Below are 26,940 nucleotides of genomic sequence, written 5' to 3'. Positions count from 1 at the left end.
GGAAGGGTTCCCGGCACTGGTCAGGGCACAATCCTTGCATTACACTGACAGACTGATCTGCTCCCTGCCTGCCACCCTGTGTTCGGAATGCCGAACTGCGGCGAAGCGCGGCAGAGGGCTTCGTCCCCGAACATCAAGGAAAAGGAGTCATTCATGCACAATCGTCGCACTCTGCGCTGGACACTCGGCGTCGTGGCCATGGCCGCTTTGGGAGCCCTGGCCGGCTGTTCCAAGGGCTCCGGTCCGCAAGGCGGCAGCTCTGCCGCAGCGGCAGGAGGCAATGAGGTGCTGTTCGGCACCGTTGGTCCGATCTCCGGCGGCATTGCCCACATCGGCAAGGATGTCGAAAACGGCGTTCGTCTGGCACTCGACGAGATCAATGCCGAGCATCCCGTGATCGGCGGCAAGCCTGTGCAGTTCAAGCTCATGGCCGAGGACGATGCCGGCGATCCCAAGCAGGCCACCGCCGTGGCTCAGAAGATGTGCGACGCCAAGGTCGTGGCCGTGGTGGGACACCTGCAGTCCGGCACCTCCATTCCCGCCTCCACTGTCTACAACAAGTGCGGAATTCCCATGGTGACGGCTTCCGCCACCAACCCCGACCTGACCAAGCCGGGCTACAGGAACGTGTTCCGCATGATCGCCAACGACAACCAGCTGGGTGCCAGCGTGGTGGACCATGCCGCCAAGAGCGGGGTCAAGACGGCCGTGATCGTCGACGACCGCACGGCGCTGGGGCAGGGCCTGGCTGCCGTGTTCAAGGAAACCGCTGCCAAGGACGGCATCCAGGTGCTGGATGCGCAGTTCACCAACGACAAGGCCACCGACTTCATGGCCATTCTCACCGCCATCAAGGCCAAGAACCCCGACGCCATCTTCTACGGCGGGCTCGACGCACAGGCCGGCCCCATGCTGCGCCAGATGGAGCAGCTCGGCATGTCCAACGTCAAGCTCTTCGGGGGCGATGCCATCTGTACCGAGAAGCTGCCGACCCTGGCCGGCAATGCCAAGACCGTGGCCAACGTGACCTGCGCCACAGGCGGGGCTTCGGTGCAGAAGATGAACGGGGGCGCAGACTGGCTCAAGAAGTACAACGCCAAGTACAACGGCCAGTTCCAGATCTACAGCCCGTATGCCTACGATGCCACCCGCGTGCTGGTGCAGGCCATGAAGGATGCCAACTCCACCGATCCCAAGGTGTACCTGCCCAAGCTGGCGGCGATTCACTTCAAGGGACTGGTCGGAGACATCAGCTTCATCGACAAGGGCGAGCTCCAGAAGCCCGCCGTCACGCTCTACACCTACAAGGACGGCAAGCGCACCGAAATGTAAGGTGTGGTGCCCGCGGCACCTGGGCGCGGCGGCACGCGCAGTGCAGGGCGCATGGTGCTCCCTGCACAGGCCTTGACCTTGCCGTGCAGCCTGCGCTGCCCCCTTGCCGCATGATGAACCGTATGCACGCATGAAAAAACCGGCGCACTGGCAGCCGGTTTTTTCATGTCCATGGTCTGCCCCTGCATGACACCCGTGGTGCACCTCTGCAGAGGCCGCTGTCGGCCCGGAGCCGGGCGGCAGGAGGAAGGCGGAAAGTCAGGCCTCGTCGCGGATCGGGTCGGGCGCCTTGACGATGAGCACCGGCACCGTGGCGCCTTCGACCACCGAGCGCGACACCGAGCCTTCGATGGCGCTGCGCAGGGCTCCCAGCGCACGGGTTCCCATCACGATGAGGTCGCAGGCATGGATCTGGGCCAGTTCGATGATGGACGCGGCCGGATCGCCCGTGATGACCACCGACTCGTGCACCAGTCCGGCGTTGTTCACCAGCCGGCGTGCCGATTCGATCATGTCCTCGCCGGTTTCCTGGGTCATGTCGGCGAGCATGCGGGCGTCGTCGTGGCTGGTCAGGCGCTCGTAGAGCGAGGCCGGTTCCTGGGCATTGGCCAGGATGATGCGGGTCTTGAGCCCTTCCTGCGCCAGGCGCAGGGCAAAGCGGGTCACGTGCAGCGAGAGTTCGGTGCCATCGACGGGGATGAGGATGTTCACGGTGAAGTTCCTTGTGGCAGAGGGGCAGGCATGTCGCCGCAGACGAGGCGAGCGCGGTGCGTTCCGGGCCCTGTTTCGGCGGCGCCGCCAGAGACCTCCATGGTACCGTAAGGCTTCGCGTCCTCCGGCAGCCGCGGCAGCAGGGCCGCACACAGGGGCAGGGCGGCCGTGTGCAGGGCATGGCACCCGTTACCGGGCCGTCAGGGGCGGTTTCTATAATCGGGCCGCAATGGTTCCGTTTTCTTTTCTTTCATCATCACCCATCAGACCATGACCGTCATGCAGCCATTCATTCGCTTCTCCGACCTGTGCGACAAGGGCCAGGCCAAGGGTAAACGTGTCTTCATCCGCGCCGACCTCAACGTGCCGCTGGATGACGCAGGCCACATCACCGAGGACACCCGCATCCGGGCCTCGCTGCCGGTCATTCGCATGGCGCTCGACGGTGGTGCAGCCGTCATGGTCACCAGCCACCTCGGCCGTCCCACCGAAGGCGCCTTCCAGCCGCAGGATTCGCTGGCGCCCGTGGCACAGCGCCTTTCGGAGCTGCTGGGGCGCGAGGTTCCCCTCGTGAGCGACTGGGTCGACGGCGTCGAGGTACAGCCCGGGCAGGTCGTGCTGCTCGAAAACTGCCGCCTGAATGTGGGCGAGAAGAAAAACAAGCCCGAGCTGGCCCACAAGCTGGCCCGTCTGTGCGACATCTTCGTGCATGACGCCTTCGGCACCTCCCATCGTGCCGAGGGGACGACCTACGGCATCGCCGAACACGCCCCCATCGCCTGTGCCGGTCCGCTGCTGGCGGCCGAAATGGATGCCATCAGCAAGGCACTGGCCAATCCCCGGCGCCCGCTCGTGGCCATTGTGGCCGGCAGCAAGGTCAGCACCAAGCTCACCATTCTGCAGAGCCTGGCCGAAAAGGTCGACGGCCTGATCGTGGGGGGCGGCATCGCCAACACGTTCATGCTCGCTGCGGGCCTGCCCATCGGCAAGTCGCTGGCCGAGCCCGATCTGGTGGAGGACGCCCGCAAGGTCATGGACAAGATGAAGGCCCGTGGCGCCGAAGTGCCGATCCCCGTCGACGTGGTGGTGGCCAAGGAATTCAAGGCCGACGCTCCGGCCCAGATCAAGGACGCCCACGACGTGGCCGAGGACGACCTGATCCTCGACATCGGTCCCCGCACCGCCCAGATGCTCGCAGAGCGGCTGCAGTCGGCCGGCACCATCGTCTGGAACGGCCCGGTCGGCGTGTTCGAGTTCGAGCCCTTCTCGCATGGCACCGAGACGCTGGCCCGTGCCATTGCGGCCTCTCCGGCCTTCAGCATCGCAGGCGGGGGCGACACCCTGGCCGCGATCGCCAAGTACGGCATCGAGCAGCAGGTGGGCTACATCTCCACCGGCGGCGGCGCCTTCCTGGAAGTGCTCGAAGGCAAGACCCTGCCGGCCTTCGATATTCTGGGCAAGCGCGCCCAGGGCTGAGCGCGCACGGGCCCCCCGGGCGGGCGGTGCCTGCCCGGCGCAGTGCCCCTGATCGCAGCAGGATTTTGTGGAGGGAGCAGACGGGGAAAAACAGGGGCTGGCTACACTGCCTCCCATGAACACCTTTCTGCATTCCCCTCTCTACACCGCCACCCATCTGGGTGATCTGGCCCTGAGAAACCGCATCGTCATGGCTCCTCTCACGCGCTGCCGCGCGGCGCAGGGGGACATGCCCACGCCGCTCATGGCCACGTACTACCAGCAGCGCGCCACGGCCGGCCTCATCGTCAGCGAGGGGGTGCAGATCAGCCCCCGGGGCAAGGGTTACGTCGGCACCCCCGGCATCTATACCGAGGCGCAGTCCCGCGCCTGGCGGCGCATCACCTCGGCCGTGCATGCGCGCGGCGGTCTCATCGTGCTGCAGCTCTGGCATGTGGGGCGGGCCTCGCATTCGAGCCTCCAGCCTGGGGGTGCCCTGCCAGTCGCTCCCAGCGCCCTGGCGATTCCGGGGCTGGTGCATACGCCTCGGGGCAAGCTGCCCTTCGAGACTCCGCATGCGCTCACCGTGGAGGAAATCGACGGCGTGGTCGAGGAATACCGCCATGCCGCCCGGCTGGCCATGGATGCCGGTTTCGATGGCGTGGAAATCCACGGGGCCAACGGCTATCTGCTCGACCAGTTCCTGCGCGACGGGGCCAACCGCCGCACCGATGCCTATGGCGGCTCCGTGCAGAACCGGGCCCGCCTGCTGCTGCGCGTGGTCGATGCCGTGACTTCCGTATGGCCCGCTTCCCGCGTGGGGGTGCGCCTGTCGCCCAACAACCCCTTCAACGGCATGCGCGACAGCGATCCCTTCCGCACCTTCTCGTACGCCATGGCCCAGCTCGACACCCGGGGTCTGGCGTATCTGCACCTGGTCGAGCACCAGGCCGGGCTCGGCCAGCCCGAAGCCGGCATGCCCATGGTGGACGTGCAGCGCCTGTTGCCCTACTGGCATGGTGCCTATGTGGCCAATGACGGCTACACCGGCGATTCGGCTGCCGCTGCGGTGTCCAGCGGCCGCGCGCGGGCCGTGGCCTTTGGGGTGCCGTTCATCGGCAATCCGGATGTGGTGGCCCGTCTGGCCGAGGGCGCTGCCCTGCGCCGGCCCGATCCCGCCACGCTCTATGGCGGCGGCGCGCACGGCTACACCGACTACGCCCCGCTGGCCGCCTGAACCCGGAAAGCGGCGGCCAGAGCCCTGCTGCGACTTTCGCACGGTGGTGCGATTGCCACAGCGACACAGGCGGCACCACCGTGTGGCCTGTGCCGCGCGGCGGGCATCGGGTAGCATGCAGGCCCTTGCCTGTGGCCCCGTTCGCACAGCACTGCGCAATGCGATGCAACTGTGACACAAGTCCTTGTTGCGGTTAATGATTTTGCTGGTGTTTCTCTTGCGCGGTTCATAGAATGAATGACGATGATGCCGGTTTCTGCTGGAGCCTTCCGCCCGCGGCGGAGGGGGTCTGCAGGACCCATCACATGAAAAGGCGCAGCATGGCAGTTCCTTGCGCCGACTCTTTGCGAGTGTTTGCACGTTGATGAACGATTCGATTCCCGCAGTTGATCCCGCTGCTCCTGCGCAGCAGCCCATTGCGCCCGACCAGCCGCTTCCTCACCGCAAGGTGATCCGGTTCTGGACGGCGCCCTTTGCCCAGCGAGACAGCTGGCATGCGTTTGCACTCATGGCGCTTGACTATGTGCTCTTTGCCGCCTTTGTGGCCGGAGCCGTGCTGTTCGATGCCTGGTGGCTGCAGCTGTTGTGCGGCATGGCCGCAGGCTTTGTGACCGGGCGCCTGTTCATCATCGGGCACGACGCCTGCCACCAGAGCCTCACTCCCCACCGCACCCTCAACAAGTGGCTGGGACGCATCGCCTTCCTGCCTTCGCTCACCGCCTACAGCCTGTGGGATGTGGGGCACAACGTCATCCACCACGGCTACACCTGCCTCAAGGGGGTGGACTTCGTGTGGGAACCGCTCACGCAGGAGGAATATGACGCCCTGTCTCCCATGGGACGCCTGCTGCAGCGGCTCTATCGCAGCGGCTGGGCTCCGGGGCTGTACTACATGATCGAGATCTGGTGGAAGCGTGAATTCTTCCCCAGCCGCAAGCACATGCCCACGCGCCGTTCCGTGTTCATCTGGGACAACGTGCTGGTGCTGGCCTTTGCCGTGCTGTGGCTGGCGGCCGTGGTGGCGCTGGCCTGGGGCTTCGGGCAGTCGGTGTGGCAGGCCGTGCTCTTCGGGGCCGTGATTCCCTTCCTGTTCTGGGTCACCATGATCGGTTTCGTGGTCTATGTGCACCACACCCACGAGAAGGTGAGCTGGCAGAAGGACAAAACCGCCTGGGGCAAGGCAGCGCCCTTTGTGTCCACCACCGTGCACCTGACCTTCCCCTTCCGCATCGGTGCGCTCATGCACCACATCATGGAGCACACCGCGCACCATGTGGACATGAGCATTCCGCTCTACCACCTCCAGCAGGCACAGCAGCGTCTCGAAGACCTGCTGCCCAGCCGCATCGTGGTGCAGCGCTTTTCGTGGAAGTGGTATTTCGACACGGCCCGCAAGTGCAAGCTCTACTGTTTCGAGAAGCGCTGCTGGACCGACTTTGCCGGCCAGGCCACCAGCACTCCGCGCCTTGACGCCACGGTGGTTCCCGCCTGATTCCGCACTGCGCCCGGCGCATTCCGTTCCGAGCCGCCCCACATGGGGCGGCTTTTTCATGCGCGAGCGGGGGGAGAGGGGGCGTTCGCGGCAGTCCACAGCGGGCAGGGAAGGCCAGGTTCTAGGCGCGGGGGCCAACAGGCCCTAAAATCGGCAGGCTGTATCTGGACATACACAAGATTTTCACGTTCTATTTCCCGAAGGAATTTCCATGCCTCTCGTTTCCATGCGCGAACTGCTCGACCATGCCGCCGAAAACGGCTATGGCATCCCTGCCTTCAACGTCAACAACCTCGAGCAGGTGCAGGCCGTGATGGCGGCTGCCGACGAAGTCGGTGCGCCCGTGATCCTGCAGGCCAGTGCAGGGGCCCGCAAGTACGCAGGCGAGAGCTTCATCAAGCACCTGATTGCCGCCGCCTCCGAGGCCTATCCGCACATTCCGCTGGTGATGCACCAGGATCACGGCACGTCTCCGGCCGTGTGCGAGGGCGCCCTGCGCCTGGGCTTCGGCTCGGTCATGATGGATGGTTCGCTCAAGGAAGACGGCAAGACGCCTTCGAGCTTCGACTACAACGTGCAGGTGACCCGCGATGTCGTGGCCATGGCCCACAGGATCGGCGCCACCGTCGAAGGGGAGCTCGGCTGTCTGGGGTCGCTCGAAACCGGCGAAGCGGGTGAGGAAGACGGCATCGGCGCCGAAGGCAAGCTCGATCACAGCCAGATGCTGACCGATCCCGAGGAGGCCGCCCAGTTCGTCAAGGCCACCCAGCTCGACGCCCTGGCCATTGCCATCGGCACCAGCCACGGCGCCTACAAGTTCACCCGCAAGCCCACCGGGGACATTCTGGCGATTTCGCGCGTCAAGGAAATCCACGCCCGCATCCCCAACACCCACCTGGTGATGCACGGATCGTCGTCGGTGCCGCAGGACCTGCTGGCGATCATCAACCAGTACGGCGGTCAGATGAAGGAAACCTACGGCGTGCCCGTCGAGGAAATCCAGGAAGCCATCAAGTACGGCGTGCGCAAGATCAACATCGACACCGACATTCGCCTGGCCATGACCGGTGCCGTGCGCAAGTTCATGGCAGAGAATCCCTCCAAGTTCGACATGCGTGAATGGATGAAGCCCGCCCGCGAAGCCGCCAAGGCCGTCTGCAAGCAGCGCTACCTCGAATTCGGCTGCGAAGGGCAGGGGGGCAAGATCAAGGGCATTCCGCTGTCCGAGATGGCCGAGCTCTACGCCACCGGCGCGCTCGCGCAGGTCGTTCAGTAAAGCAGCGTCGAGCTGGCTGTCCATCCGGCGTCTGCACGGCCGTGGGTCTGGTTCGGCACTAGACCCGGGGCCGGCAGGAAGGCTGCAGGGCGCATGGTGCCGTGGGAACGGGCCATGTGCTTTTTCTTTTGTGCGGCAGCAAGGGGGTGGTGGCAACGGCGCCATGGACGGCCGCGAGGTGGCGGGGCCGGGCATGCACGCGGCAACTGCGCAGCGCCCAGCGGGGGCGGCGGCATAAAATGGGCAGATCGTTTCTTTCTACCCTTCCGTCACAGGAACAGGATATTTCCATGTCTGCAGACACCCCCGCCGCCCTCCATACCTCCTCCATCCACTCCCTGCCGCTCCTTGCACGCGGCAAGGTGCGCGACAACTATGCCGTGGGCGACGACCGCATTCTCATGGTCGCGAGTGACCGCATCAGCGCGTTCGATGTCATCATGGGCCAGCCCATTCCCGGCAAGGGCGCGCTGCTCACGCGCATGGCCCTGTTCTGGTTCGAGCGCCTCAAGGGCATCGTGCCCAACCACCTGACCGGCGAAGCACCCGAGAGCGTGGTGCAGCCTGATGAAGTGGCCCAGGTGACGGGGCGCAGCATGCTGGTCAAGCGCCTCAAGCCCCTGCCCATCGAGGCCGTGGTGCGTGGCTATCTGGCCGGCAGCGGCTGGACCGAATACCAGGAAAGCCAGAGCGTGTGCGGTGTGCCCCTGCCCGCCGGGCTGCGCAATGCCTCCCCGCTGCCCGAGCCCATCTTCACCCCGGCTGCCAAGGCCGAAGTGGGCGAGCATGACGAGAACATCAGCTTCGAGAAGGTCGAGCAGACCATCGGCAAGGAGCTGGCCGCCCGCATGCGCGAGGTGAGCATCGAGCTCTACCGCACTGCCGCTGCCTTTGCACGCACCAAGGGCATCATCATTGCCGACACCAAGTTCGAGTTCGGCCTTGACGAGAACGGCACCCTCACCCTGATGGACGAGGTGCTTACCCCCGACAGCTCCCGCTACTGGCCCGAAGCCGGCTATCAGGCCGCCTTCGACGCCGGACTCAATCCCCCGAGCTACGACAAGCAGTATCTGCGCGACTGGCTCCAGACCGCCACTGTCGACGGCAAGCCCTGGGCCAAGCAGCCGCCCGCACCGACCCTGCCGCAGGAAGTCATCGACAACACTGCGGCCAAGTACCGCGAGGCACTCGAAGCGCTGACGCGCTGACCGCCCCCTCCGCGATTCGCATCGCAACGCTGCAGCAGGAGCCGGCATGGAGGCTTTCACCCCCGGTGATCTCAAGACCATCCTGCACTCCAAGCGGGCCAGTCTCTATTACCTGGAGCATTGCCGCGTGCTGGTGAAGGGCGGGCGGGTCGAATACGTCACCGAGGACGGAGACCGCTCGCTGTACTGGAACATTCCCATTGCCAATACCACCACGGTGCTGTTGGGAACGGGGACTTCCATCACGCAGGCAGCCGTTCGCGAGCTGGCCAAGCGGCACACCCTTGCCGATCCGGTGGCAAAAAATCGCGTTGAATGAACCCGTGCAAGCGGGATCGGCCAGGCCAGCTTGTGCCGCTCCAACACATGGTGAAACTTCAGGATGGTCGACTCATCTGGGAGTCGTTTGTTTCCAGTCCTGCGAACTCATGAGACAGCGGCGCCTCGTGCAAGGCGTCGGCCATTACTGAGGCCGACAAGTCGACCATTGCTGCATGAAGTGGATGCACGGCATCGCCTTGGCAGGCGGGGTGACACCACCGCCACCAATTCCGACCAAGGCACTACGCGCTCCATCTCACCGAGAAAGTTTCCGTATAGGGTTCGCCGTATGGAAAGCAGGACTTCACGCATCTCAAACGATATTTCTTGGCAATGTCGCTCGACACGACGATTCCTTGCCTGCTGAGTGCCCCTTGTTGGCACCAGATGCCGATCATGCGGTTGCAGCCCGGTTGATGTGTATTCGTCATGCCTGTCGTGTGACACGACCCTGATAGCTCAGGAGGTACCGAGTGCTGTGTGGGTGGCGAGGTGATGCGATGGTGTGCCAGGCAATTGGAACTGCTTCCAAGCCCGACGCAACTGGGTGTCCGATCCGAAACCGGCCATGTCGGCTGCCTGCGTTACGCTGCGGCCGCTGCTCAGGGCGCTCTGGGCCACGGCGAGCCGTATCTGCCGCAGATAAGCCAGCGGCGCGATTTGGGCGTGTTCTGCGAACAGGCGTGCCAGGTGTCGGGGCGAGGTGTGGGCCACCGCCGCCATGGCATCCAGGTTCCAGGCGTGGGTCGGTGTTTGACCAATGGCATCCTGCACCCGATGCACAGCGGGGTGAAGGTGGTTGCGGTGTGCCAGAAAGGGGGAGAGTTCTGGATCATGCGGGCCGCGCCGCAGCGCCAGCACCAGAGTTTGTGCCACCTGCGCCGCAATGGCAGGGCCGCACACCATACTGATGCGGTGCAGGATCAGATCAATACCCGTGGTCACGCCCGCGCTGCTGAACACCGGGCCATCTTCCACAAACACGCGGTTGCCCACCACATGGCAGTCCGGCGCAGTGGTCTGCAATTCATCCAGATGCTGATGGTGCGTGGTGGCACGGCGGCCGTGCAGCAGCCCGGCATGGGCGGCAAGAACGGCGCCGGCGCAGATTGTCAGCAATTCCAGTTCGTCCGTTTGGGGCTGTAAGCGTGCCAGCCAATGCAGGGCCTCTTGGCTGATCGAATCATCTACGCGCAGGTGATTTCCAGGCTGGCCCAGCACAATGACCCAGCTTGGATGTGTGAACGAGGATGGCAGCGGTTCCAGTCCCGCAATCGTGGCGCCGACTGAGCTGACGGTCTGCGGGCGTGGACTCACAAAGCGCATGCGGAAAGGGGCTGGCCTGCCCCGCTGCACCATGGCTGCATTGGCGATGCGCAAAGCTTCGGCCGGGCCTGCCCAATCGAGAATCAGGCTGTTGGGCAGCAGCAGGAACAGGACGTCCCAGGCGCAGGGTGCAGACTTGGATGTCAGCTGTGTGTCCATTTGAAATCCATCTGGTGTGCAGTGCGCTCAGCCAAAAGGGCACCACCCAAGCGAGACACGAGGTGCAGGCACATGTCGATACCCGCACTGATGCCTGCTGATGTGACAACCCTGCCTTCATCGATCCAACGCACATTGGTTTCCACCTTGAGTTCTGGAAACTGTCGCTGGAGATCATCTGCATCTTCCCAGTGCGTGGTGACACGTTCGGTTCGGATCACACCACTGGCCGCCAGCAGGAAGGCACCAGTGCATACCGATGCAGTGACGCCAGCTGTGCGCGCCCGGATTCTGATCCATAGCAGGGACTTCGGGTCATGCAATGGGCCGTCGATGATGCCTCCTGGAATGAGCAGTACCTCATCCGCAGCGTGGCTGGTGGTGTCCATACTGGCATCTGGCAGGATTTTCAGCCCGGCGCGTGTGGCGACCGGACCTGGCGAGGCAGCCACAGTGTGCACTGAACACCAAGCGTCAGAGTGGGGATGCATTTTCTGGTACACACGGCTTGCGGTGGTGAACACCTCGTACGGCCCTGCGAAGTCCAGGGCCTCCATGCCATCAAAGGCCAGCAGGGTGAAGCGCAAGGTTTTCATGCGGACAAGGCCTGTGCCACGCTACATATCCTGGCAAAACGCCCTTCGAGCACGGTGGCGGTACGCATCTTGATATCGGCCGCGCACAGCGGCTTTCCGTCGGGCTGAATCATGTCGAAGGTAAGGGTGGCATCGAGCACATAGTCAACGGTCCAACCTAGGTCGGAGGCGTGACGGGCGGTGGTCTCGCAGCATTGTTCCGTGCGGATGCCGCTGATGATCAGACGGTGCATATGGTTCTCGGTCAGCCACTCGGTCAGACCGGTATCGACGAGGGCACTGTGGCGATGTTTGATAAAGGCAGCGGCTGCAGCAAAATCTTGCAGCCCCTCCAGGGGGCGCACCAAGCCGGAAGTCATGGCAAAAGGGTTATCGAGCACTTCAGGGCCGTCACTGTGCAGGATGCGCACTATGGGGATGTTGCGTGCCACGGCCTCCTTAATCAAGGTGTTTTGTTCAGTCAGATAGGAGGCGGCCAGGGCTGCGTTCCAATAGGGGCGATGGCGGAACGATTCTTGGGCGTCGATCACCAAAAGACAGGTGTGCATAGCGGCTTCCTTCTCCACAATTGAACAGGCAAGCCTGAATTGTGGTCAAGGTCGGCCGCTTGCACCATGCGGGGATGGTCAGATATCGATCCATTTCGGACATGTCGTGCCGGCTGGGTCGCAGATGATTCTGGCCGCAGTATTTCGTATGGCAACTGCATGCGCACACATCGGTGGGCGTGCCCAACGGCCGTTATATGGCAGTGAGCGCAGGGCCTCCGCTTGATGGCACCCCGACAGTTCCCGTTGCATTGCCGACGGTGGATATTGCAATCTGAATGCCCTTTTAAGGGGCGGATGCTGATTTGGAACAGGAATTCATTCCCAGAAGGGATGCTGCGCACTTCATCACATTTGAAGGGATGGAGTTATCTGCCGCATAGCAGCTCATAGGAACGCCGCAGCCTGTTCCAAGATCCTGTTGCTGGGGCTTCGCTGTGCGGAGATTTTCGGGAGGGCAGGGAAAAGAGGTCAGGCATGCAAAAGGCCGGAGAAACCGGCCTTGGGAGTGTGCGAGGGGGGAGGGCAGGAGCCGGGGCTGGATCAGCTCAGGACCACGCTGCTGAGGCGGCGGCGGTAGCTGGCCATGGTGGGGTCTTCGGGGGGGATTTGTCCTTCGGCGACGGCGGGCTTGGGGGGCTCCATGATGTCGAGGATGGCGATGTAGGTCTTGCGGGCGAGGTCTTCGTTCCAGTGCTTGTCGCGCATGAGGATGTCGAGGAGTTCGTCGAGGGCGTCGGTCCAGCGCTGGGCGGCCATGAGGGCCTGGGCGCGGGCGTAGCGGGCGTCGAAGTCGCGGCGGTTGGCGGCGATGGCGGCATCGAGTGCGGCCATGTCGGCGGGCACGGGGTGCTGGGCGTCGATGGCGTCCATCCAGCGCTGCAGGCTGTCGAGGCGGCGCACGGCGCTGGTTTTGGCGATGACGGGGGCGAAGGCGACCTTGGCGTCGTCGATCCGGCCTTCCTGCAGCAGGAGCTTGACGTAGTCGAAGCGGGCGTCGTCGTTGGCGGGGTCGGTGGCGACGGCATGCTGGAGCTGTTCGAGGGCCGAGGTGGTGTCGCCGCTGGCGAGGGCGTCCTGGGCGGCGGCTTCATCGGCCTCGGCGGCGAGGGCTTCGGGCTGGGGCAGGTGCTTGTCGAGGAACTCACGGACCTGGCCTTCGGGCAGGGCGCCCATGAAGCCGTCGACAGGCTGGCCTCCGACCATGAGGACGCAGGTGGGGATGCTGCGCACGCCGAACATGCCGGCAATCTGCTGCTGTTCGTCGGAGTTGATTTTGGCCAGGATGAAGCGGCCGGCGTATGCGGTTTCGAGTTTTTCGAGCACGGGGCCGAGGGACTTGCAGGGGCCGCACCAGGGGGCCCAGAAGTCGACCAGAACCGGGGTGGTGACGGAGGCCTGGAGGACGTCGGTTTCGAAGTTGTCGGCGGTGATGTCGATCATGATGTGCGCAAGAAGGGGGAGAGAAAAAGGGCGGCGTCAGAAGCCGGAAACGGGGTTCGACGGGGGTGAACGGGGCTGTGGGCAGGCCCTGCCATGCCGGGCATGCGGCCATCAGGGGCACAGGCAGGCTCTTACAATAGCAGACCGTATGGCCCGGAGAGGAGAGACTCCTTTCGACATGGGGCCGTGCGGCAATTTTTTCAAGGCAGACAGGGGTGGTGCGGGGTGTGTGGCGCAGCCCGGCCGGGGTGCTCCGCGCAAGCGGGGAGCCAGTGTCTGCCGCAGGTCACGCAAGCATGGAAGGGGAGTCAGCTATGGCAGAGGTGCAGGTCGGCGTCATCATGGGGTCGAGTTCCGATTGGGACACCATGCAGCACGCGGTGGCGGTGCTGCAGGAGTTTGGCGTGGCGTTCGAGGCGCGCGTGGTGTCGGCCCATCGCATGCCAGACGACATGTTCGCCTATGCCGAGAGCGCGGCGGACCGCGGTCTGCAGGCGATCATAGCCGGGGCGGGGGGCGCGGCGCACCTGCCGGGCATGGTGGCTGCCAAGACGGTGGTGCCGGTGCTGGGCGTGCCGGTGGCGAGCCGCCACCTGCAGGGTGTGGATTCGCTGCACAGCATCGTGCAGATGCCCAAGGGCGTGCCGGTGGCGACCTTTGCCATCGGGGCGGCGGGTGCAGCCAATGCCGCGCTGTTCGCGGTGGCCATGCTGGCGGTCCATGATCCGGATCTGCGCCGCCGGCTGCAGGAATTCAGGGCGCGTCAGACCGAGGTGGCCCGTGCCATGGAACTGCCGGTGTCCGGCTCCGAGGGGGCCGCCCAATGACCACGGAACGCACAGCCGATGCCGGCGCGACGGTGACGGGAGTCCGGGCCACGCTGGGGGTGCTCGGCGGAGGGCAGCTCGGGCGCATGCTGGTGCATGCGGCGCAGAGCATGGGCTTTTCGACGGTGGTGCTCGATCCGGCGGCCGATGGGCCGGCCGGGCAGGTGAGCCAGGCACAGGTGGTGTCCGCCTACGACGACCCTGCAGGCTGGGATGCGCTGGCCGCCCAGTGTGACGGCATCACGACCGAATTCGAGAACGTGCCGGCGGCGGCGCTGGCCTATCTGGCGCAGCGCCGGCCGGTGTCGCCGCCCGCCGAGGCGGTGGCCATTGCGCAGGACCGCTCGCGCGAGAAGGCGCACTTCACCCACTGCGGGGTGCCCTGTGCCCCGTACCGCACCATCACCACGCCTGCCGATCTGGAGCGTGCGGCGGCGGCAGATCTGCTGCCCGGCATTCTCAAGACGGCGCGCATGGGCTATGACGGCAAGGGGCAGGCCGTGGTGTCCACCCCCGCCGAACTGCGGGCAGCATGGCAAGCCATGGGCCAGGTCGAGTGCGTGCTGGAGCGCCGGCTGGCGCTGGCGCTGGAGTGCTCGGTGGTGGTGGCGCGGGGGGCCGATGGGGCCATGGTGCATTTTGCGCCGCAGCGCAATGCCCACCGCAACGGCATTCTGGCCACGACCTATGCCTTCCGGGGCGCCGTGCCGGCCCATCTGGCCGACGAGCTGGTGCAGGCCACGCGGCGCATTGCCGAGGGGCTGCATTACGTAGGCGTGCTGTGCGTGGAGTATTTCGTGCTGGAGGACGGCTCCTGGGTGGTCAACGAGATGGCGCCGCGTCCGCACAACAGCGGGCACTACACCATCGATGCGTGCGAGCACAGCCAGTTCGATCTGCAGGTGCGCACCACCATGGGCCTGCCGCTGGTGGCGCCGCGTCACCACAGCCCGGCCATCATGCTCAACCTGCTCGGCGATGCCTGGATCGGCACGGACGGGCAGTGGCGCACGCCGGACTGGGCCCGCATTCAGGCACTGCCGGGGGTGCATCTGCATCTGTACGGCAAGCGCACGGTCAAGCGCGGGCGCAAGATGGGCCACATCACCCTTACCGCAGCCACCCCGCACGAGGTGCAGCGCCAGGCGGCCCAGGTGGCCGAGATGCTGGGTCTGCCCTTCCTGCCGCTGCCCGTGGCCGAGGACTGAGCCGGCACCTGGACGCGAGCCACGACTGGAGCCGGGGGCGGGGCAGGGGTGCTCCTGTCTTCCGCTCCGGGGCCTTGGCCGGATCTTTCCGGCGGGGCCGGTGACCCTTCTCGATTTTTCTTCTGTCCGTTTCTGGAATGCCCATGCTGCTCGATGCCACTTCTTCCGCTTCTGCTGCCGACCGCGAGGTGGCCATTGCCCGGGCGGCGCAGATTCTGGCCGATGGCGGGCTGCTCGGGCTGCCGACCGAAACCGTGTACGGGCTGGCTGCCCGCGCCGACGACGATGCCGCCGTGGCACAGATCTTTGCGGCCAAGGGGCGGCCCACGGGGCATCCGCTCATCGTGCATGTGGCCGCCACGGACGATCCGGTGGATGCGGCCCGGCCGTTCGCGGCTCCCGATTTTCTCGACACCCTGCCCGACCATGCCGCGAGCCTGATGCGGGCCTTCTGGCCGGGGCCGCTGACCGTCATCGTGCCCCGGCGCGAAGGCGTGGCCACTGCTGCGGCGGGGCACCATCCGAGCGTGGGGCTGCGCTGCCCCTCGCATCCGGTGGCGCAGGCCGTGCTGCGCGCGGCAGCGGCACGGGGGGTGCCTGGGGTGGCGGCGCCGAGTGCCAACCCCTTCGGGCGGGTGAGCCCCACCACGGCGCAGCATGTGCTGGCCGAGTTTGGCGATGCCCTGCCGGTGCTCGATGGCGGGGCGTGTCAGGTGGGCATCGAGTCCACCATCATCGACTGCACGCGGGGCCAGCCGGTGCTGCTGCGCCCCGGTGCCATCACGCCAGACGATGTGTTCCGGCGCCTGCAGGTGCGTGTGCTGCTGCCCGAGGCGGCACAGGGGGCTGCTCCCCAGGCTTCCGGGACGCTCGTGTCGCACTATGCGCCCAGGGCACGGGTGCGGCTCATGGGGGCCGCCGACATGCAGGCTGCGCTCGACCTGCTGGGCGACGAGGCGCCTGCCATCGGCATCTGGAACCGGACGCCGCTGCGCACCACCGCGCGGCAGGTGCATCTGCATGCCATGCCGGCCGATGCCGCCGCCGCTGCCCACGCGCTGTTTGCCGAGCTGCGTGCGCTCGATGCGCTGGGAGTGGGGCTGATCTGGATCGAGGCCGTGCCGCCCACGGCCGAGTGGGCCGGCGTGGCCGACCGGCTGCGCCGCGCGGCCGCGTAAGGGATTCTGCGCTCAGGGGGGCAGGAGGCGCCGGGCTCGAACCGGACGCCGGGGCCACGGGTGCGCCGGTGTGTCGGCGTTGAATCAGCTGCCGCCGAGCGCCGGAAAAATCTGCCGCAGTCCGTCTGCCATGACTTCCACGCCCATGGCGGCCAGAATCAGGCCCATGAGGCGTGTCATCACGTTGATGCCTGTTTGTCCCATGGCGCGGGCAATGCGCGGCGCCAGCAGGAAGCTCACGTACACGGCCAGCGCCACCAGCACGGCGTAGCCGATGAGCTGCACCATCTGCAGCCAGTTCTTGCTGCGGTTGGCAAAAATCACCATGGTGGACATGGTGGCCGGGCCTGTGAGCAGCGGAATGCCCAGAGGCACCACCCCGATGCTGGCCTGCCGGGCCGCGTAGGTGGTTTCCTCGGCGTTGGTGCGGGCCTCGGCGGGCTGGGCGTTGATCATCTGCAGGGCGCTGATGAGCAGCAGCATGCCGCCCCCCACCTGGAAGCTGGCCAGCGAGATGTTGAAGAAGCCCAGAATCTCCAGCCCCAGCAGCGCGCAGGAGGTCAGCACCACGAACACCGTCAGGGTGGTGGCCCGGATGGTGCGCAGCCGCTGCGAGGCGTTGAAGTCCTGCGTGTACGAGATGTAGAACGGCAGGATGGCGAGCGGGTTGACGATCGCCAGCAGCGTGATGAGCGGCTTGAGGCTGAGGAGCTGCAGGGAAGTGGACACAGTCGGAGGGAAATGCGACAGGGGCTGTGGGCAGACCGCAGGACATGGGCGGAAGGCAGCGGCGCACAGGGGGAAACCCCCCCATGCATCGCGCTTGCGCGTGGCCCGATCGGTCTGAATGGCCCCATCGTAACGTGAAACCGCCTTGGCCCGGGAGCCTGTCCCGCAAATCCCTGCGGGGGATTGCGGGCGAGAGACACCCTGCCTTTCTGCGGCGGTGCAGAGGGGCGGTTCAGGGTGCGCTGGCGGCCACGGCCGGGGTGGCGGTCACGGCAGGAGCTCCGGCCGTGGCGGTGGCCGGCCGGTGCACGGTCCAGTCCACCAGCGCCTCGAAGGCGGGGCGTGCCAGCAGGGCGCGTCCGCCGTTGGCGATGGCGACGAACACGTAGCGGCGGCCGTCCTTGGCAAGCACGTAGCCGGCCAGCGCGGAGGCATCGCGCAGGGTGCCTGTCTTGAGGTGGGCGGCGCCCCGGTCGGCAATGCGGCTGCGGCGCAGCGTGCCGTCCACGCCGATGATGGGCAGCGACTCCATGAATTCCGGCATGTTCGGCGAGCGCCAGACGGCCTGCAGCATGGCGCCGAGCGAGGAGGCGCTGATGCGGGCGCTGCGCGAGAGCCCCGCGCCGTTGTCCACATCGGGCATGGGGGTGGCTCCCAGCATGCCGCGCCACCAGTCCTGCACGGCGGCGGTCGAGGTGGACATGTTGCCCACGCCGGCGCGGCGCAAGCCCATGCTCAGGAACACCTGCTGGGCCATCACGTTGTTGCTGTGCTTGTTGAGCGAGCGGATCACCTCCGGCACCGTGGGAGAGACAGACTCCGCCAGTGGCGCCTTGCGCACGATGTCGGCGGGAACCTTGTCATAGCGCACCTGGCCCTGGATGCGGCCGCCGAGCGAGGTCCACATGCCAGCTACTGCACGCGCCGCGAACTCGTTGGGCGCGGGGTAGGCAAAGGCCCAGATCTGGTGGCCGCAGCCGTCGGCGTAATGGCCCGAGAAGGTGATGGCGTGCGGGTCCGACAGCCGTGCGCCCAGCCCGGATTGCCAGGTGTTTGCGCAGGCACCGTGCGTGAGCGGCACCGTGGCGGGCACCGATACGCCCTGCAGCGGCGGATCGATGCTCACATGGGCCACCTGCTGGGCCGGATCGGGCGTGAAGTTCAGCACCGCCGACTTGAAGTTCACCAGCAGCGCATCGGGGCGTGCGTTGTAGGGGCTGAAGGGCTTGCCGTCGAAGCTGCCAGGGTCCTGCTGCGGCACCTCGAAGGCCGTGTTGTCCAGCACCAGATCGCCGTCGATGGTCTCGATGCCGGCCTGCCGCACATTGCGCATGAGCATCCACAGCCGTTCCATGACCAGCAGCGGATCGCCGGAGCCCTTGACGTACAGATTGCCGTGCAGCACCCCGTTCTGCACCGGGCCGCCCGCCCACACGGGCGTCTTCCAGGTGTAGGTGGGGCCGAGCACGTCGAGCGCGGCTGCCGTGGTCACCAGCTTCATGACCGAGGCCGGGTTGCGCGGCACGCTGCTCGCATGGTTGACCAGCGGGGCGCCTCCGTCGGCCGGCACCACGAGCAGGGACACATCGTCGAGCGGAATCTTGGCCTGCGTGAGCAGGTCGAGCACGCCCGAAGGGATGCTCGTGGCCGCGGCCTGGGCGGCCAGTGCGGGCGTGCGGGCTTCCTCGTAATGGCGGGTGAGGGTGGAGCCGTCGGCAGCGGCTTCGGGGTCGGCGGCAGAGGCCGGGGCATCGGGCGTCTCGGCCCGATGGCAGGCGGACAGGGTCAGCAGGGCAGCGACCGCACCGGCCACCAGGCTCGGACGGCATCGCAAGGGAGAGAAAAACTGCATGAGAATCAGGGGCAAACGGCTGCGCGCGAGACATGTCTCCATCACCTCCGCGACGGAAGGGATGGGGAAAAACATGTCGGGACAGGGCGCGCCAGCAGCAATCCGGAGCACACCATCCGGCCGGGGGTCGGGTGGCACCGTGCCTCGCGCACCGGGAGCCCCGCAGAGTGTCCGCAGGACACGCGGAAACGGGGGCCGTTGCCTGTGCTCTGGACTGCGTGGACTGCGCCCGTGCGCGGGCGCTCGGAGTCTACTGCCAACCAGGGGGAGGATGTGTGACGGGAGGTACATTTCGGCGCCAGGTGCGCCGTAGCTGCAGACCGGCCAGAGCGGGCGTGCCGGTGTGCTGCAGCCATGGGGCGCCCGGCCCGCACAGGAGCCAGCCGGCCAGACACTGCACTGCATAGAGTGGTGCGCCTGTGCCCGAGCGGCCTCCGGGCAGGGAGTTGTGGAACAATGCGCTCCATGTACGAAGCCCTTCCTTCCCTGCCCGACGTGGAACCGGGCACCCCGCTTTCGCTGCGGAAGTGGTCGACCGAGGCACCCCTGAGCCTGCTCGCGCTCGACACCAGTACCGATCGCCTCTCGATCGCCGTGGGGCGCTGGCCCGCTGGTGCGGCCGCCCGGGGAGAAGCGCCCCGGACCTGGGCCTTCGAGGGGCCGGGCGCGGCCCATTCTTCCTCCACACTCCTGCCGTCGCTGCTGCGGCTGCTGGGCGAGGCAGGTTGCACCCTGCGCGAGCTCGATGCCGTGGCGTTCGGCGCCGGTCCGGGCTCTTTCACCGGCCTGCGCACCGCCTGCTCGGTGGCGCAGGGGCTGGCGCTGGGGGCGCATCTGCCGGTGCTGCCGGTCGATACGCTGCTGGCCGTGGCCGAGGACTGGCGCGTGCGGCAGACGCCCGTGCCCACGGCGGGGCTGGAGGTGTGGAGCCTGCTCGATGCCCGCATGGACGAGATGTACGCCGCCCGCTGGCGCTGGCAGCCCGACGCGCAGGGACTGCCGGCCTGGAGCTGCGCGGCCGATGCCCTTCTGGTGCACCCCGAGGATCTGTCCGCCCTGCCGGGCTGGCAGCCCGGCGTGCCCTGTGTGGGCAATGTCGCGGCCGTCTATGGCCCGCGTCTGCCCGTGTCGGTCATGCCTGCCATGCCCACGGCCGAGGCCATGCTGCGGCTCGCGCCTGCCCTGCTCGTGCAGTCGGCAGCCGTCGATGCGGCGCTGGCCCTGCCCCGCTATGTGCGTGACAAGGTGGCCCAGACCACCGCCGAGCGCGAGGCCGCCCGCGCAGCGGCGGCGGAGCACTGATCCCATGTTCCACCACACCACCACCGTGCCTCCCGTGGCACCGGAGCTGGCCGGAGTGCCGGGGGTGCGCGTGGTGCATGCCGCGTTTGCCGATCTGGATGCCATCATGGACGTCGAGCAGCGCGCCTACCCGATTCCGTGGACGCGGCTCAACTTTGCCGACATCCTGGCCCATCCGGCGCAGTACGCGATCCAGCTGCTCTGGGACGAGCGCCTGCCGGATGCACCGCCTTCCCTGATCGGCTACTTCGTGGTCATGCAGGGCGTGCAGGAGGCACATCTGCTCAACATCGCCGTGCATCCCGACTATCAGGGGCAGGGCTGGTCGGTCTTTCTGCTGCGGCAGCTCTGCTACTGGGCCCTGTGGCACCAGGCCCGCCAGGTCTGGCTGGAAGTGCGCACCAGCAATCCCCACGCCCACCGCGTGTACGAGCGGTTCGGCTTCCGGGCCGTGGGGAGGCGCAAGAACTATTACCCCGCCGTCGGCGGCGGGCGCGAGGATGCCATCGTCATGTGCTGCATGCTCGACGCGCCCTCCGACTCCTCGCTCGACGGCTGCTGAGCACAGCCCCTTGCCTGGCGGGGCAGGGCGCATGGCCTTTGCGCGACAATAGCCCCATCATGCCGTTTTCCCGTTCCTCCGCGCGTCGTCCGTGGCGCCTGTGTTGTCCATGAGCCTGCTTCTCGACGCCCGCCAGCGCGCCATGCTGGCCGAAATGGGCATCCGGGTGTGGCAGCCCCTGCCCGAGCCCCCCTCCGTCACGCGGCAGGCGGAGGCTGCCACTGCCCGCACGGTGCCTGCCCAAGCGCCTGCACAGCCCGTGGTGCCGTCCACCGTCCGGCCGATGCCTGCGCCGGCGACGGCCTACTCTCCCGCAGCGGATGCCGCAGCGCGCCCGTCCGCCCAGTCGGTGGCTCCTGCGCTGCCCCCGTCCCAGCCGGAGCCTGCAGAACGCGCCACGGCCGTGGCACCTCCCGCTTCGTCCTCTGCCGCAGGGCCGGCCACCGGACACTGGCCTGCATGGGAGGCGCTCGATGCCGCACGGCTGCAGCAGGCCGTGGCCGACTGCGAAGCCTGTGCCCTGCACACCGGCCGGCACCATGCCGTGTGGGACGCGCGGGCCGCCGGGCTGCTTGCCCCCCCGGCGCCAGGAACTGCCCGCTGGATGGTCGTGCTCGACGCCCCCGGAGAAGCCGAAGATGCCGCCGGGCTCGCGGCCGCAGGCGACCCCGGGCGGCTGCTCGACCACATGATCGCGGCCCTGCGGCTCGACCCCGCGCAGGTCTACCGCACCCATGTCACCAAGTGCGCCGTTCCGGCGGCGCGCAACGTCACGGGCGACGAAATCGCCTCCTGCGCGGGCTGCCTGCGCCGCGAGATCCTGCTGGTGCAGCCCACCGTGGTCGTGGCCCTTGGGCGCCATGCTGTGCAGGGGCTGCTGGGGCGCTCCGAGCCGCTGGGCACGCTCCGGGGGCAGGTCTACCATGTGGCCGTGCCGACGCAGGAGGCGGCGCCCGACTGGCTTGCCGAGCTGCCGGTCATCGTCAGCTACCCGCTGGCGCACCTCATGCGCCATGCCTCGGCCAAGGCGCAGGCGTGGCAGGACCTGTGCCTGGCCTATGCGGTGCAGCGCAGCGCCTGAACCGGGCGCGGCATTCGCATCGCATGCGCGGGGGCGAAAGGGAGTGCGGCCCCGTCGTCCCCAGGTCACACCCACTTGCCGGCCCCGGACCGCAGGCCCCTAAAATAGCGGCCATGCTCCAAGTCAAACAAGAACTGCTCGCGGCCCTGTCCGCCGAGCTGGAAAAACTCAGTCCCGGCGCCGGCAGCAAGGCCGCGTTCGAATCCCCCAAGCAGGCGGCCCATGGCGATTGGGCCACCAACGCAGCCATGCAGCTTGCCAAGCCCCTGCGCCAGAATCCGCGCGCCCTGGGCGAACAGCTGCGTGAGGCACTGCTCGCCCAGCCGGCCTATGTGCGCTGGGTGGCCGCGATCGAGATCGCCGGCCCCGGCTTTCTCAACATCCGCCTGCGGCCCGAAGCCAAGCAGCAGGTCGTGCGCGAAGTGCTCGAAGCCGGCACCGCCTACGGCTGCCTCGCGCCCACCGGCCGGCCCGAGGACCGCGTGCTCGTCGAATTCGTGAGCGCCAACCCCACCGGGCCCCTGCACGTCGGCCACGGCCGGCAGGCTGCACTCGGCGACGCCATCTGCCACCTGCTCGCCACGCAGGGCAAGGACGTCACGCGCGAGTTCTACTACAACGACGCCGGCGTGCAGATCGCCACCCTGGCACGCTCGGTGCAGTGCCGCGCGCGTGGCCTGCGTCCCGGTGACGCCGCATGGCCCGAGTCTGCCTACAACGGCGACTACATCCAGGACATCGCGGACGATTTCCTCGCCGGCCGCACCGTCCATGCCGACGACCGTGAATTCACCGCCAGCGGCGACGCCGAAGACCTCGACAACATCCGCCAGTTCGCCGTGGCCTACCTGCGCAACGAGCAGGACAAGGACCTCCAGGCCTTCCGCCTGCGCTTCGACAACTACTACCTCGAAAGCAGCCTGTACGCGAGCGGCCGCGTGGAGCGCACCGTGCAGCGCCTCATCGACAACGGCTACACCTACGAGCAGGATGGCGCCCTGTGGCTGCGCACCACCGACTTCGGTGACGACAAGGACCGGGTCATGCGCAAGACCGACGGCACCTACACCTACTTCGTGCCCGACGTGGCCTACCACATCGCCAAGTGGGAGCGCGGCTTCCACAAGGCCATCAACATCCAGGGCACCGACCACCACGGCACCATCGCCCGGGTGCGCGCCGGCCTGCAGGCCGCCCGCGTCGGCATCCCCGAGGGCTACCCCGACTACGTGCTGCACACCATGGTGCGCGTCGTGCGTGGCGGCGAGGAAGTCAAGATCAGCAAGCGTGCCGGCAGCTACGTCACCCTGCGCGACCTCATCGAATGGACCAGCGCCGATGCCGTGCGCTTCTTCCTGCTCTCGCGCAAGCCCGACACCGAATACACCTTCGACGTCGATCTCGCCGTGCAGAAAAACAACGAGAACCCGGTGTACTACGTCCAGTACGCCCACGCCCGCATCAGCTCCGTGCTGGCCCAGTGGCAGGAGCAGGGTGGCGACCCCGCCCGCCTGCGCGCGGCCGACCTGGCTCCGCTCGACACCCCGGCAGCCCAGGCCTTGCTGCTCAAGCTCTCGCAGTACCCCGACATGCTGCGCGCGGCGGCCCAGGACTTTGCACCGCACGATGTAACCTTTTATCTCCGCGAACTGGCCGCCAGCTACCACAGCTACTATGATGCCGAGCGCATTCTCGTGGACGACGAGCCCACGCGGCTTGCACGTCTCGCGCTGGTCGAGGCCGCCCGCCAGGTGCTGGCCAACGGCCTGGCCCTTCTGGGTGTTTCGGCACCCGCCAAAATGTGAGGCACCCCAAGGACATGAACCGCACCGTTCCCGCCCCCATCGCCCGCCGTACCCGCCAGCGTGGCCTCGGCATCGTGGGCTTCATCATCGGGCTGGTCGTCGGACTGGCCATCGCGCTGGGCGTGGCGGTCTATGTCACCAAGGCACCCACGCCCTTCACCGACAAGCTCATGGGCAAGACCGCCGAGCAGAAGGCCTCCGAGGAAGCCCGGCTCAAGGCCTGGGATCCCAACGCCGGCCTGCAGGGCTACCGCGGGGGGGTGAGCGGGCAGGTCGAGCCCGCAGCCCAGCAGGGCGCCTCGGCCGATGCGCCACCACCCATCGTCAACGAGCTCGGCGACACCCCTGCCAAGGGTACGACCGCACCGGCCACTGCCCGCCATGCCCAGCAGCAGCCGGCAGCCACCAGCCAGAACCACAGCGGCAACTACCCTGAAGTCATGGGCGCGCAGGAGCAGGCCCAGGCTCAGGCCCGTGCCGAAGCCCAGGCCAGACACCGTGCCGACCTGAAGCAGCAGGAAGCCGAGCGTGCCAAGGCCCGTGCCGAGGCGCGCGCCCGGGCCCAGCAGGCCGAAGCCCGAGCCAACAAGGTCCAGACCGACCGGGCCAATGCCTCCGCCGATCCCATCGGCACCCTGGCGCAGGAGCGCGGAGCCGCCGCACCGGCGCGCCCCCATGCACCGGCCCAGCCGGCGGCCGCCAACGAGCCCTTCGTCTACTTCGTGCAGGCAGGCGCCTTCCGCGACCAGGGCGAGGCCGATGCCCAGAAGGCGCGTCTGTCGCTCATGGGCTTCGGTGCCCGCGTCACCGAGCGTGACCAGGCCGGACGCACCGTCTACCGGGTACGGCTTGGCCCCTTCAACAGCAAGGCCGACGCCGACCATGCAAAATCGCGTCTCGACAGCAATGGCGTGGAGGCCGCACTGGTGCGGGTCCAGCGCTGATTTCCTGCTCAGGCGTGCCCGCGCGGCATGCCGTTTCCGGAGTGTGTTCCCATGAAGCGTCGTGAATTTTCCCTGAGCCTCCTGGTGGGCTCGGGCGCCATCGCCGGCCTGCTTGCCGGCTGCAAGCAGACCACCACCACCGGCCCCGCACCGGCCGGCTCGTCCACGGCAGGTGCCGAGGCTGTGCCTGCCCCCGGTGCCATCAGTTCGGCCAATGCCGCACCGGCCCAGCCGGCGGCCGCCGGCTCCTTTGTGGCCGGACAGGACTACATGGTGCTCAAGTCGCCCCTGCCCACCGAAGTGCCCAAGGGCAAGGCCGAGGTGGTCGAGTTCTTCGGCTACTGGTGCCCGCACTGCAACCACTTCGAGCCCGAGTTCGAGGCCTGGCGCAAATCCGCACCTGCCGAGCTGGTCGTCAACCTGGTGCCGGTCGCCTTCCGGCCCGAGATGGTGCCGCTGCAGCGCATGTACTACGCGCTCGTGGCATCCGGCAAGCTCGCGCAGATGCACGGCAAGGTGTTCGATGCCGTGCACAAGGAGCGCCAGCAGCTCTTTTCCGACGGAGCCGTGCTGGCCTGGGCGGCCAAGCAGCCCGAGCTGCAGGGCACGAACTTTGCAGAGGCCTACAAGTCCTTTGCCATGGATGCCAACCTGCGCCGCGCCAACCAGCTGGTGCAGGACTACGGCGTCGAGGGCGTACCCTCGTTCGGCGTGGCCGGCAAGTACTACATCGACGGCGAACACGCCCAGGGCATGACCCGCGCCCTGCAGATCGTCACCCAGCTCGGCAAGCAGGAAGCAGGCCACGCCTGAGGCCTGCGCCGTGCGCGCAGGCGTCTTGCGCGGGCAGCCTCAGCGGCAGCGCATGGGCCTTCCCCATGAAAATGCCCGCCATGTGCGGGCATTTTCATGCTCCCGGCGGCCGCCGTCCGGTGTGCCACGGGGCAGAGCGATTATTCTGCATGGAAGGCTGCGGGCTGGACGGGTACGGTGTGCTGCGTGTCCTGGTCCTTGTCTCTTTTCTCTTTTTCCGAGCAGGAGTGTGCCGCCATGACCGACCCATCCGTGCCTCTGTCTGTTTCCATCACCAGCATTGCCACGGCGCTCGGCATGGGCATTCTGGTGGGTGCGATCCGGGAGCGCCACAGCACCGGGCCGCTGGCCGGATTGCGTACCCATGCCATCGTGGCGCTGCTGGGGGTGGTGACGTTCGGGCTGGGGCCGGGGCCCTACATCGCGGCGCTGGCTGCCGTGGGAGCGCTGGCCGTGGTGGGCTATGTGCGCAATGCCCCGACCGATCTCGGGCTGACCGGCGAGACGGCGCTGCTGCTCAACATGGCGCTGGCCGGGCTTGCGGTGCGTGACCCGCAACTGGCGGCGGGGCTGGGGGTGGTGGCGGCCATGCTGCTGCAGGCCAAGGCCCAGCTGCAGAACATCAGCCGCAACATCGTCACCGAACAGGAGCTCAAGGACGCGCTGCTTATCCTGGCGGCGCTGCTGGTGGTCATGCCCCTGCTGCCGCACCATGCGGTCGATCCCTGGGGCGTGCTCGATCCGCGCACGGTCTGGATGATCGTGGTGCTCGTCATGGCCATGGGCATGCTGGGGCATGTCGCCATGCGCATGGCCGGGGTGCGCTGGGGGCTGGCCGTGACGGGGTTCTTTTCGGGCTTTGCCTCGTCCACAGCGGCCACCGCGAGCTTTGGGCAGCGGGTGAAGACCGAGCCCCGCCTGATGATGGCGGCCAGCTCGGCGGCGATTCTCTCCAATCTGGCCTCGCTGCTGCTGTTGCTGGCGGTGGTGTGGGCGGCGGCGCCCGGGCTCATGCAGGCGCTGGCATGGCCCATGGCGGCGGCCGTGGGGGTGCTGGTGCTCAACGCCGCGTTCGGCCTGCGGGCGGCGGCCCGCGCGCAGCAGTGGGTGGAGGAGCCCACGGCCAAGGCCTTCAAGCTCGCCCATGCCTTTCTGGTGGCTGCCGTCATTGCGGGGTTCTCGGTGCTGGCGGCCTGGTTGCGCAGCACCTTCGGGGATACGGTGGCCATTGCAGCTGCCATGCTGGCCGCACTCACGGAGCTGCAGGCGGCGGCCGTGGGCATTGCCCAGATGGGGACTTCGGGCAGCATGTCTCCCGTGTATGCGCAATGGGGTGTGCTGTGCGTGCTGGCCAGCAGCGCGGTGTCGAAGTCGGTGCTGGCCTTTGTGAGCGGTGGCCGGCGCTATGGCATGCGCGTGGCCGTGGCTCTGGCCAGCATGGAGGCGGCAGCGCTGGTGGTGCATGGAGCCATGCTGGCCGGCAGGGGGGCTGCGGCCTGACTGGCACCTCAGTCAAGGACATTTGGCCCCTC

23 protein-coding genes and 2 pseudogenes are annotated in these 26,940 nt (G+C 67.2%); 17 read left to right on the top strand and 8 right to left on the bottom strand.

Features of this window, described 5'->3' with window-relative positions; genetic code table 11:
• The first annotated feature begins 171 nt into the window (after positions 1–171).
• A complete protein-coding gene (locus ACE3P9_RS03505; protein ID WP_374491942.1) occupies positions 172–1,332 on the top strand; it encodes a branched-chain amino acid ABC transporter substrate-binding protein in 1,161 nt (386 codons plus the stop codon).
• 258 nt (positions 1,333–1,590) lie between these two features.
• Here ACE3P9_RS03505 and ACE3P9_RS03500 read toward each other — a convergent pair whose 3' ends face one another.
• The gene (locus ACE3P9_RS03500) at positions 1,591–2,043 is read right to left on the bottom strand and encodes a universal stress protein (protein WP_374491862.1); all 453 of its coding nucleotides are present in this window, start codon (positions 2,041–2,043) and stop codon (positions 1,591–1,593) included.
• A 279-nt stretch (positions 2,044–2,322) separates the two neighbouring features.
• On the opposite strand from ACE3P9_RS03500, the gene ACE3P9_RS03495 reads away from it, so the two are divergent.
• The 6 genes and pseudogenes from ACE3P9_RS03495 to ACE3P9_RS03470 all read left to right on the top strand — a co-directional run.
• A complete protein-coding gene (locus ACE3P9_RS03495) occupies positions 2,323–3,519 on the top strand; it encodes a phosphoglycerate kinase (RefSeq protein WP_374491861.1) in 1,197 nt (398 codons plus the stop codon).
• Positions 3,520–3,634: 115 nt separating this feature from the next.
• On the top strand, positions 3,635–4,735 hold the full coding sequence (locus tag ACE3P9_RS03490) for an alkene reductase (protein WP_374491860.1): 1,101 nt from the start codon (positions 3,635–3,637) through the stop codon (positions 4,733–4,735).
• A gap of 364 nt (positions 4,736–5,099) precedes the next feature.
• Positions 5,100–6,227: a fatty acid desaturase gene (locus tag ACE3P9_RS03485; RefSeq protein ID WP_374491859.1), complete on the top strand. Its 1,128-nt coding sequence runs from the start codon at positions 5,100–5,102 to the stop codon at positions 6,225–6,227.
• A gap of 211 nt (positions 6,228–6,438) precedes the next feature.
• Positions 6,439–7,503 (top strand): class II fructose-bisphosphate aldolase, encoded by a 1,065-nt coding sequence (gene fba, locus ACE3P9_RS03480; RefSeq protein WP_374491858.1) that lies wholly within the window; start codon positions 6,439–6,441, stop codon positions 7,501–7,503.
• A gap of 290 nt (positions 7,504–7,793) precedes the next feature.
• A complete protein-coding gene (locus tag ACE3P9_RS03475) occupies positions 7,794–8,714 on the top strand; it encodes a phosphoribosylaminoimidazolesuccinocarboxamide synthase (protein ID WP_374491857.1) in 921 nt (306 codons plus the stop codon).
• A gap of 46 nt (positions 8,715–8,760) precedes the next feature.
• A pseudogene (locus ACE3P9_RS03470) lies at positions 8,761–9,000 on the top strand (subtype I-F CRISPR-associated endonuclease Cas1); the annotation flags it as partial.
• A gap of 56 nt (positions 9,001–9,056) precedes the next feature.
• On the opposite strand, the pseudogene ACE3P9_RS03465 reads toward ACE3P9_RS03470, so the two are convergent.
• From ACE3P9_RS03465 to trxA, 5 genes and pseudogenes are all read right to left on the bottom strand, one after another.
• Positions 9,057–9,347: pseudogene (locus tag ACE3P9_RS03465) on the bottom strand (transposase); the annotation flags it as partial.
• 147 nt (positions 9,348–9,494) lie between these two features.
• Positions 9,495–10,520: a GlxA family transcriptional regulator gene (locus ACE3P9_RS03460; protein WP_374491856.1), complete on the bottom strand. Its 1,026-nt coding sequence runs from the start codon at positions 10,518–10,520 to the stop codon at positions 9,495–9,497.
• A complete protein-coding gene (locus tag ACE3P9_RS03455; RefSeq protein WP_374491855.1) occupies positions 10,505–11,116 on the bottom strand; it encodes a DJ-1/PfpI family protein in 612 nt (203 codons plus the stop codon). Before ACE3P9_RS03455 ends, ACE3P9_RS03460 begins: the two co-directional genes overlap by 16 nt.
• Positions 11,113–11,664 carry an isochorismatase family protein gene (locus tag ACE3P9_RS03450; RefSeq protein WP_374491854.1) on the bottom strand — a complete coding sequence of 184 codons (552 nt, stop codon included), beginning with the start codon at positions 11,662–11,664 and terminating at the stop codon, positions 11,113–11,115. Before ACE3P9_RS03450 ends, ACE3P9_RS03455 begins: the two co-directional genes overlap by 4 nt.
• A 543-nt stretch (positions 11,665–12,207) precedes the next feature.
• Positions 12,208–13,107, bottom strand: a complete 900-nt coding sequence (trxA, locus tag ACE3P9_RS03445) for a thioredoxin (RefSeq protein WP_374491853.1) — start codon at positions 13,105–13,107, stop codon at positions 12,208–12,210.
• Positions 13,108–13,421: 314 nt separating this feature from the next.
• Here trxA and purE point away from each other — a divergent pair, with 314 nt between their 5' ends.
• The 3 genes from purE (at position 13,422) to ACE3P9_RS03430 (ending at position 16,320) form a co-directional block, all read left to right on the top strand.
• On the top strand, positions 13,422–13,934 hold the full coding sequence (purE, locus tag ACE3P9_RS03440) for a 5-(carboxyamino)imidazole ribonucleotide mutase (protein WP_374491852.1): 513 nt from the start codon (positions 13,422–13,424) through the stop codon (positions 13,932–13,934).
• Complete coding sequence (locus ACE3P9_RS03435) at positions 13,931–15,142, top strand: 5-(carboxyamino)imidazole ribonucleotide synthase (RefSeq protein ID WP_374491851.1); 1,212 nt, start codon at positions 13,931–13,933, stop codon at positions 15,140–15,142. The genes purE and ACE3P9_RS03435 overlap by 4 nt, the downstream gene beginning before the upstream one ends.
• Before the next feature lie 143 nt (positions 15,143–15,285).
• A complete protein-coding gene (locus ACE3P9_RS03430) occupies positions 15,286–16,320 on the top strand; it encodes an L-threonylcarbamoyladenylate synthase (protein WP_374491850.1) in 1,035 nt (344 codons plus the stop codon).
• Positions 16,321–16,404: 84 nt separating this feature from the next.
• On the opposite strand, the gene ACE3P9_RS03425 is transcribed toward ACE3P9_RS03430, so the two are convergent.
• Entirely contained in the window at positions 16,405–17,049 is a 645-nt protein-coding gene (locus ACE3P9_RS03425) for a MarC family protein (protein ID WP_374491849.1), read from the bottom strand.
• Positions 17,050–17,281: 232 nt separating this feature from the next.
• Positions 17,282–18,901: a D-alanyl-D-alanine carboxypeptidase/D-alanyl-D-alanine-endopeptidase gene (gene dacB / locus ACE3P9_RS03420; RefSeq protein WP_374491848.1), complete on the bottom strand. Its 1,620-nt coding sequence runs from the start codon at positions 18,899–18,901 to the stop codon at positions 17,282–17,284.
• A 546-nt stretch (positions 18,902–19,447) separates the two neighbouring features.
• On the opposite strand from dacB, the gene tsaB reads away from it, so the two are divergent.
• The 7 genes from tsaB to ACE3P9_RS03385 all read left to right on the top strand — a co-directional run bounded on the left by tsaB (position 19,448) and on the right by ACE3P9_RS03385 (position 26,908).
• Positions 19,448–20,203 (top strand): tRNA (adenosine(37)-N6)-threonylcarbamoyltransferase complex dimerization subunit type 1 TsaB, encoded by a 756-nt coding sequence (tsaB, locus tag ACE3P9_RS03415; RefSeq protein ID WP_374491941.1) that lies wholly within the window; start codon positions 19,448–19,450, stop codon positions 20,201–20,203.
• 4 nt (positions 20,204–20,207) lie between these two features.
• Positions 20,208–20,765, top strand: a complete 558-nt coding sequence (gene rimI / locus ACE3P9_RS03410; RefSeq protein WP_374491847.1) for a ribosomal protein S18-alanine N-acetyltransferase — start codon at positions 20,208–20,210, stop codon at positions 20,763–20,765.
• A 109-nt stretch (positions 20,766–20,874) separates the two neighbouring features.
• Positions 20,875–21,846 (top strand): uracil-DNA glycosylase family protein, encoded by a 972-nt coding sequence (locus tag ACE3P9_RS03405; RefSeq protein WP_374491846.1) that lies wholly within the window; start codon positions 20,875–20,877, stop codon positions 21,844–21,846.
• A 113-nt stretch (positions 21,847–21,959) separates the two neighbouring features.
• Positions 21,960–23,651 (top strand): arginine--tRNA ligase, encoded by a 1,692-nt coding sequence (argS, locus tag ACE3P9_RS03400; protein WP_374491845.1) that lies wholly within the window; start codon positions 21,960–21,962, stop codon positions 23,649–23,651.
• Positions 23,652–23,665: 14 nt separating this feature from the next.
• Entirely contained in the window at positions 23,666–24,595 is a 930-nt protein-coding gene (locus ACE3P9_RS03395; RefSeq protein ID WP_374491844.1) for an SPOR domain-containing protein, read from the top strand.
• 51 nt (positions 24,596–24,646) lie between these two features.
• A complete protein-coding gene (locus ACE3P9_RS03390; RefSeq protein ID WP_374491843.1) occupies positions 24,647–25,408 on the top strand; it encodes a thiol:disulfide interchange protein DsbA/DsbL in 762 nt (253 codons plus the stop codon).
• A gap of 237 nt (positions 25,409–25,645) precedes the next feature.
• Positions 25,646–26,908, top strand: coding sequence for an MgtC/SapB family protein (locus ACE3P9_RS03385; RefSeq protein ID WP_374491842.1), 1,263 nt, complete (start codon positions 25,646–25,648; stop codon positions 26,906–26,908).
• Positions 26,909–26,940 lie beyond the last annotated feature (32 nt).

The sequence above is a fragment of the Allobrachymonas sp. genome, assembly GCF_041912815.1.
GTDB lineage: Bacteria > Pseudomonadota > Gammaproteobacteria > Burkholderiales > Burkholderiaceae_C > Brachymonas.
The sequence above is the reverse complement of the archived record's forward strand: the minus strand, read 5'-3'. Positions and strand labels throughout refer to the sequence as shown.

What these genes read in the sequence shown, in the direction of transcription:
- ACE3P9_RS03495 (WP_374491861.1), top strand. Translation starts at nt 2,323, where the DNA reads ATGCAGCCATTCATTCGCTTCTCCGACCTGTGCGACAAGGGCCAGGCC.
- ACE3P9_RS03490 (WP_374491860.1), top strand. Translation starts at nt 3,635, where the DNA reads ATGAACACCTTTCTGCATTCCCCTCTCTACACCGCCACCCATCTGGGT.
- ACE3P9_RS03485 (WP_374491859.1), top strand. Translation starts at nt 5,100, where the DNA reads ATGAACGATTCGATTCCCGCAGTTGATCCCGCTGCTCCTGCGCAGCAG.
- fba (WP_374491858.1), top strand. Translation starts at nt 6,439, where the DNA reads ATGCCTCTCGTTTCCATGCGCGAACTGCTCGACCATGCCGCCGAAAAC.
- ACE3P9_RS03475 (WP_374491857.1), top strand. Translation starts at nt 7,794, where the DNA reads ATGTCTGCAGACACCCCCGCCGCCCTCCATACCTCCTCCATCCACTCC.
- ACE3P9_RS03460 (WP_374491856.1), bottom strand. Translation starts at nt 10,520, where the DNA reads ATGGACACACAGCTGACATCCAAGTCTGCACCCTGCGCCTGGGACGTC.
- ACE3P9_RS03455 (WP_374491855.1), bottom strand. Translation starts at nt 11,116, where the DNA reads ATGAAAACCTTGCGCTTCACCCTGCTGGCCTTTGATGGCATGGAGGCC.
- ACE3P9_RS03450 (WP_374491854.1), bottom strand. Translation starts at nt 11,664, where the DNA reads ATGCACACCTGTCTTTTGGTGATCGACGCCCAAGAATCGTTCCGCCAT.
- trxA (WP_374491853.1), bottom strand. Translation starts at nt 13,107, where the DNA reads ATGATCGACATCACCGCCGACAACTTCGAAACCGACGTCCTCCAGGCC.
- purE (WP_374491852.1), top strand. Translation starts at nt 13,422, where the DNA reads ATGGCAGAGGTGCAGGTCGGCGTCATCATGGGGTCGAGTTCCGATTGG.
- ACE3P9_RS03435 (WP_374491851.1), top strand. Translation starts at nt 13,931, where the DNA reads ATGACCACGGAACGCACAGCCGATGCCGGCGCGACGGTGACGGGAGTC.
- ACE3P9_RS03430 (WP_374491850.1), top strand. Translation starts at nt 15,286, where the DNA reads ATGCTGCTCGATGCCACTTCTTCCGCTTCTGCTGCCGACCGCGAGGTG.
- dacB (WP_374491848.1), bottom strand. Translation starts at nt 18,901, where the DNA reads ATGCAGTTTTTCTCTCCCTTGCGATGCCGTCCGAGCCTGGTGGCCGGT.
- rimI (WP_374491847.1), top strand. Translation starts at nt 20,208, where the DNA reads ATGTTCCACCACACCACCACCGTGCCTCCCGTGGCACCGGAGCTGGCC.
- ACE3P9_RS03405 (WP_374491846.1), top strand. Translation starts at nt 20,875, where the DNA reads ATGAGCCTGCTTCTCGACGCCCGCCAGCGCGCCATGCTGGCCGAAATG.
- argS (WP_374491845.1), top strand. Translation starts at nt 21,960, where the DNA reads ATGCTCCAAGTCAAACAAGAACTGCTCGCGGCCCTGTCCGCCGAGCTG.
- ACE3P9_RS03395 (WP_374491844.1), top strand. Translation starts at nt 23,666, where the DNA reads ATGAACCGCACCGTTCCCGCCCCCATCGCCCGCCGTACCCGCCAGCGT.
- ACE3P9_RS03390 (WP_374491843.1), top strand. Translation starts at nt 24,647, where the DNA reads ATGAAGCGTCGTGAATTTTCCCTGAGCCTCCTGGTGGGCTCGGGCGCC.
- ACE3P9_RS03385 (WP_374491842.1), top strand. Translation starts at nt 25,646, where the DNA reads ATGACCGACCCATCCGTGCCTCTGTCTGTTTCCATCACCAGCATTGCC.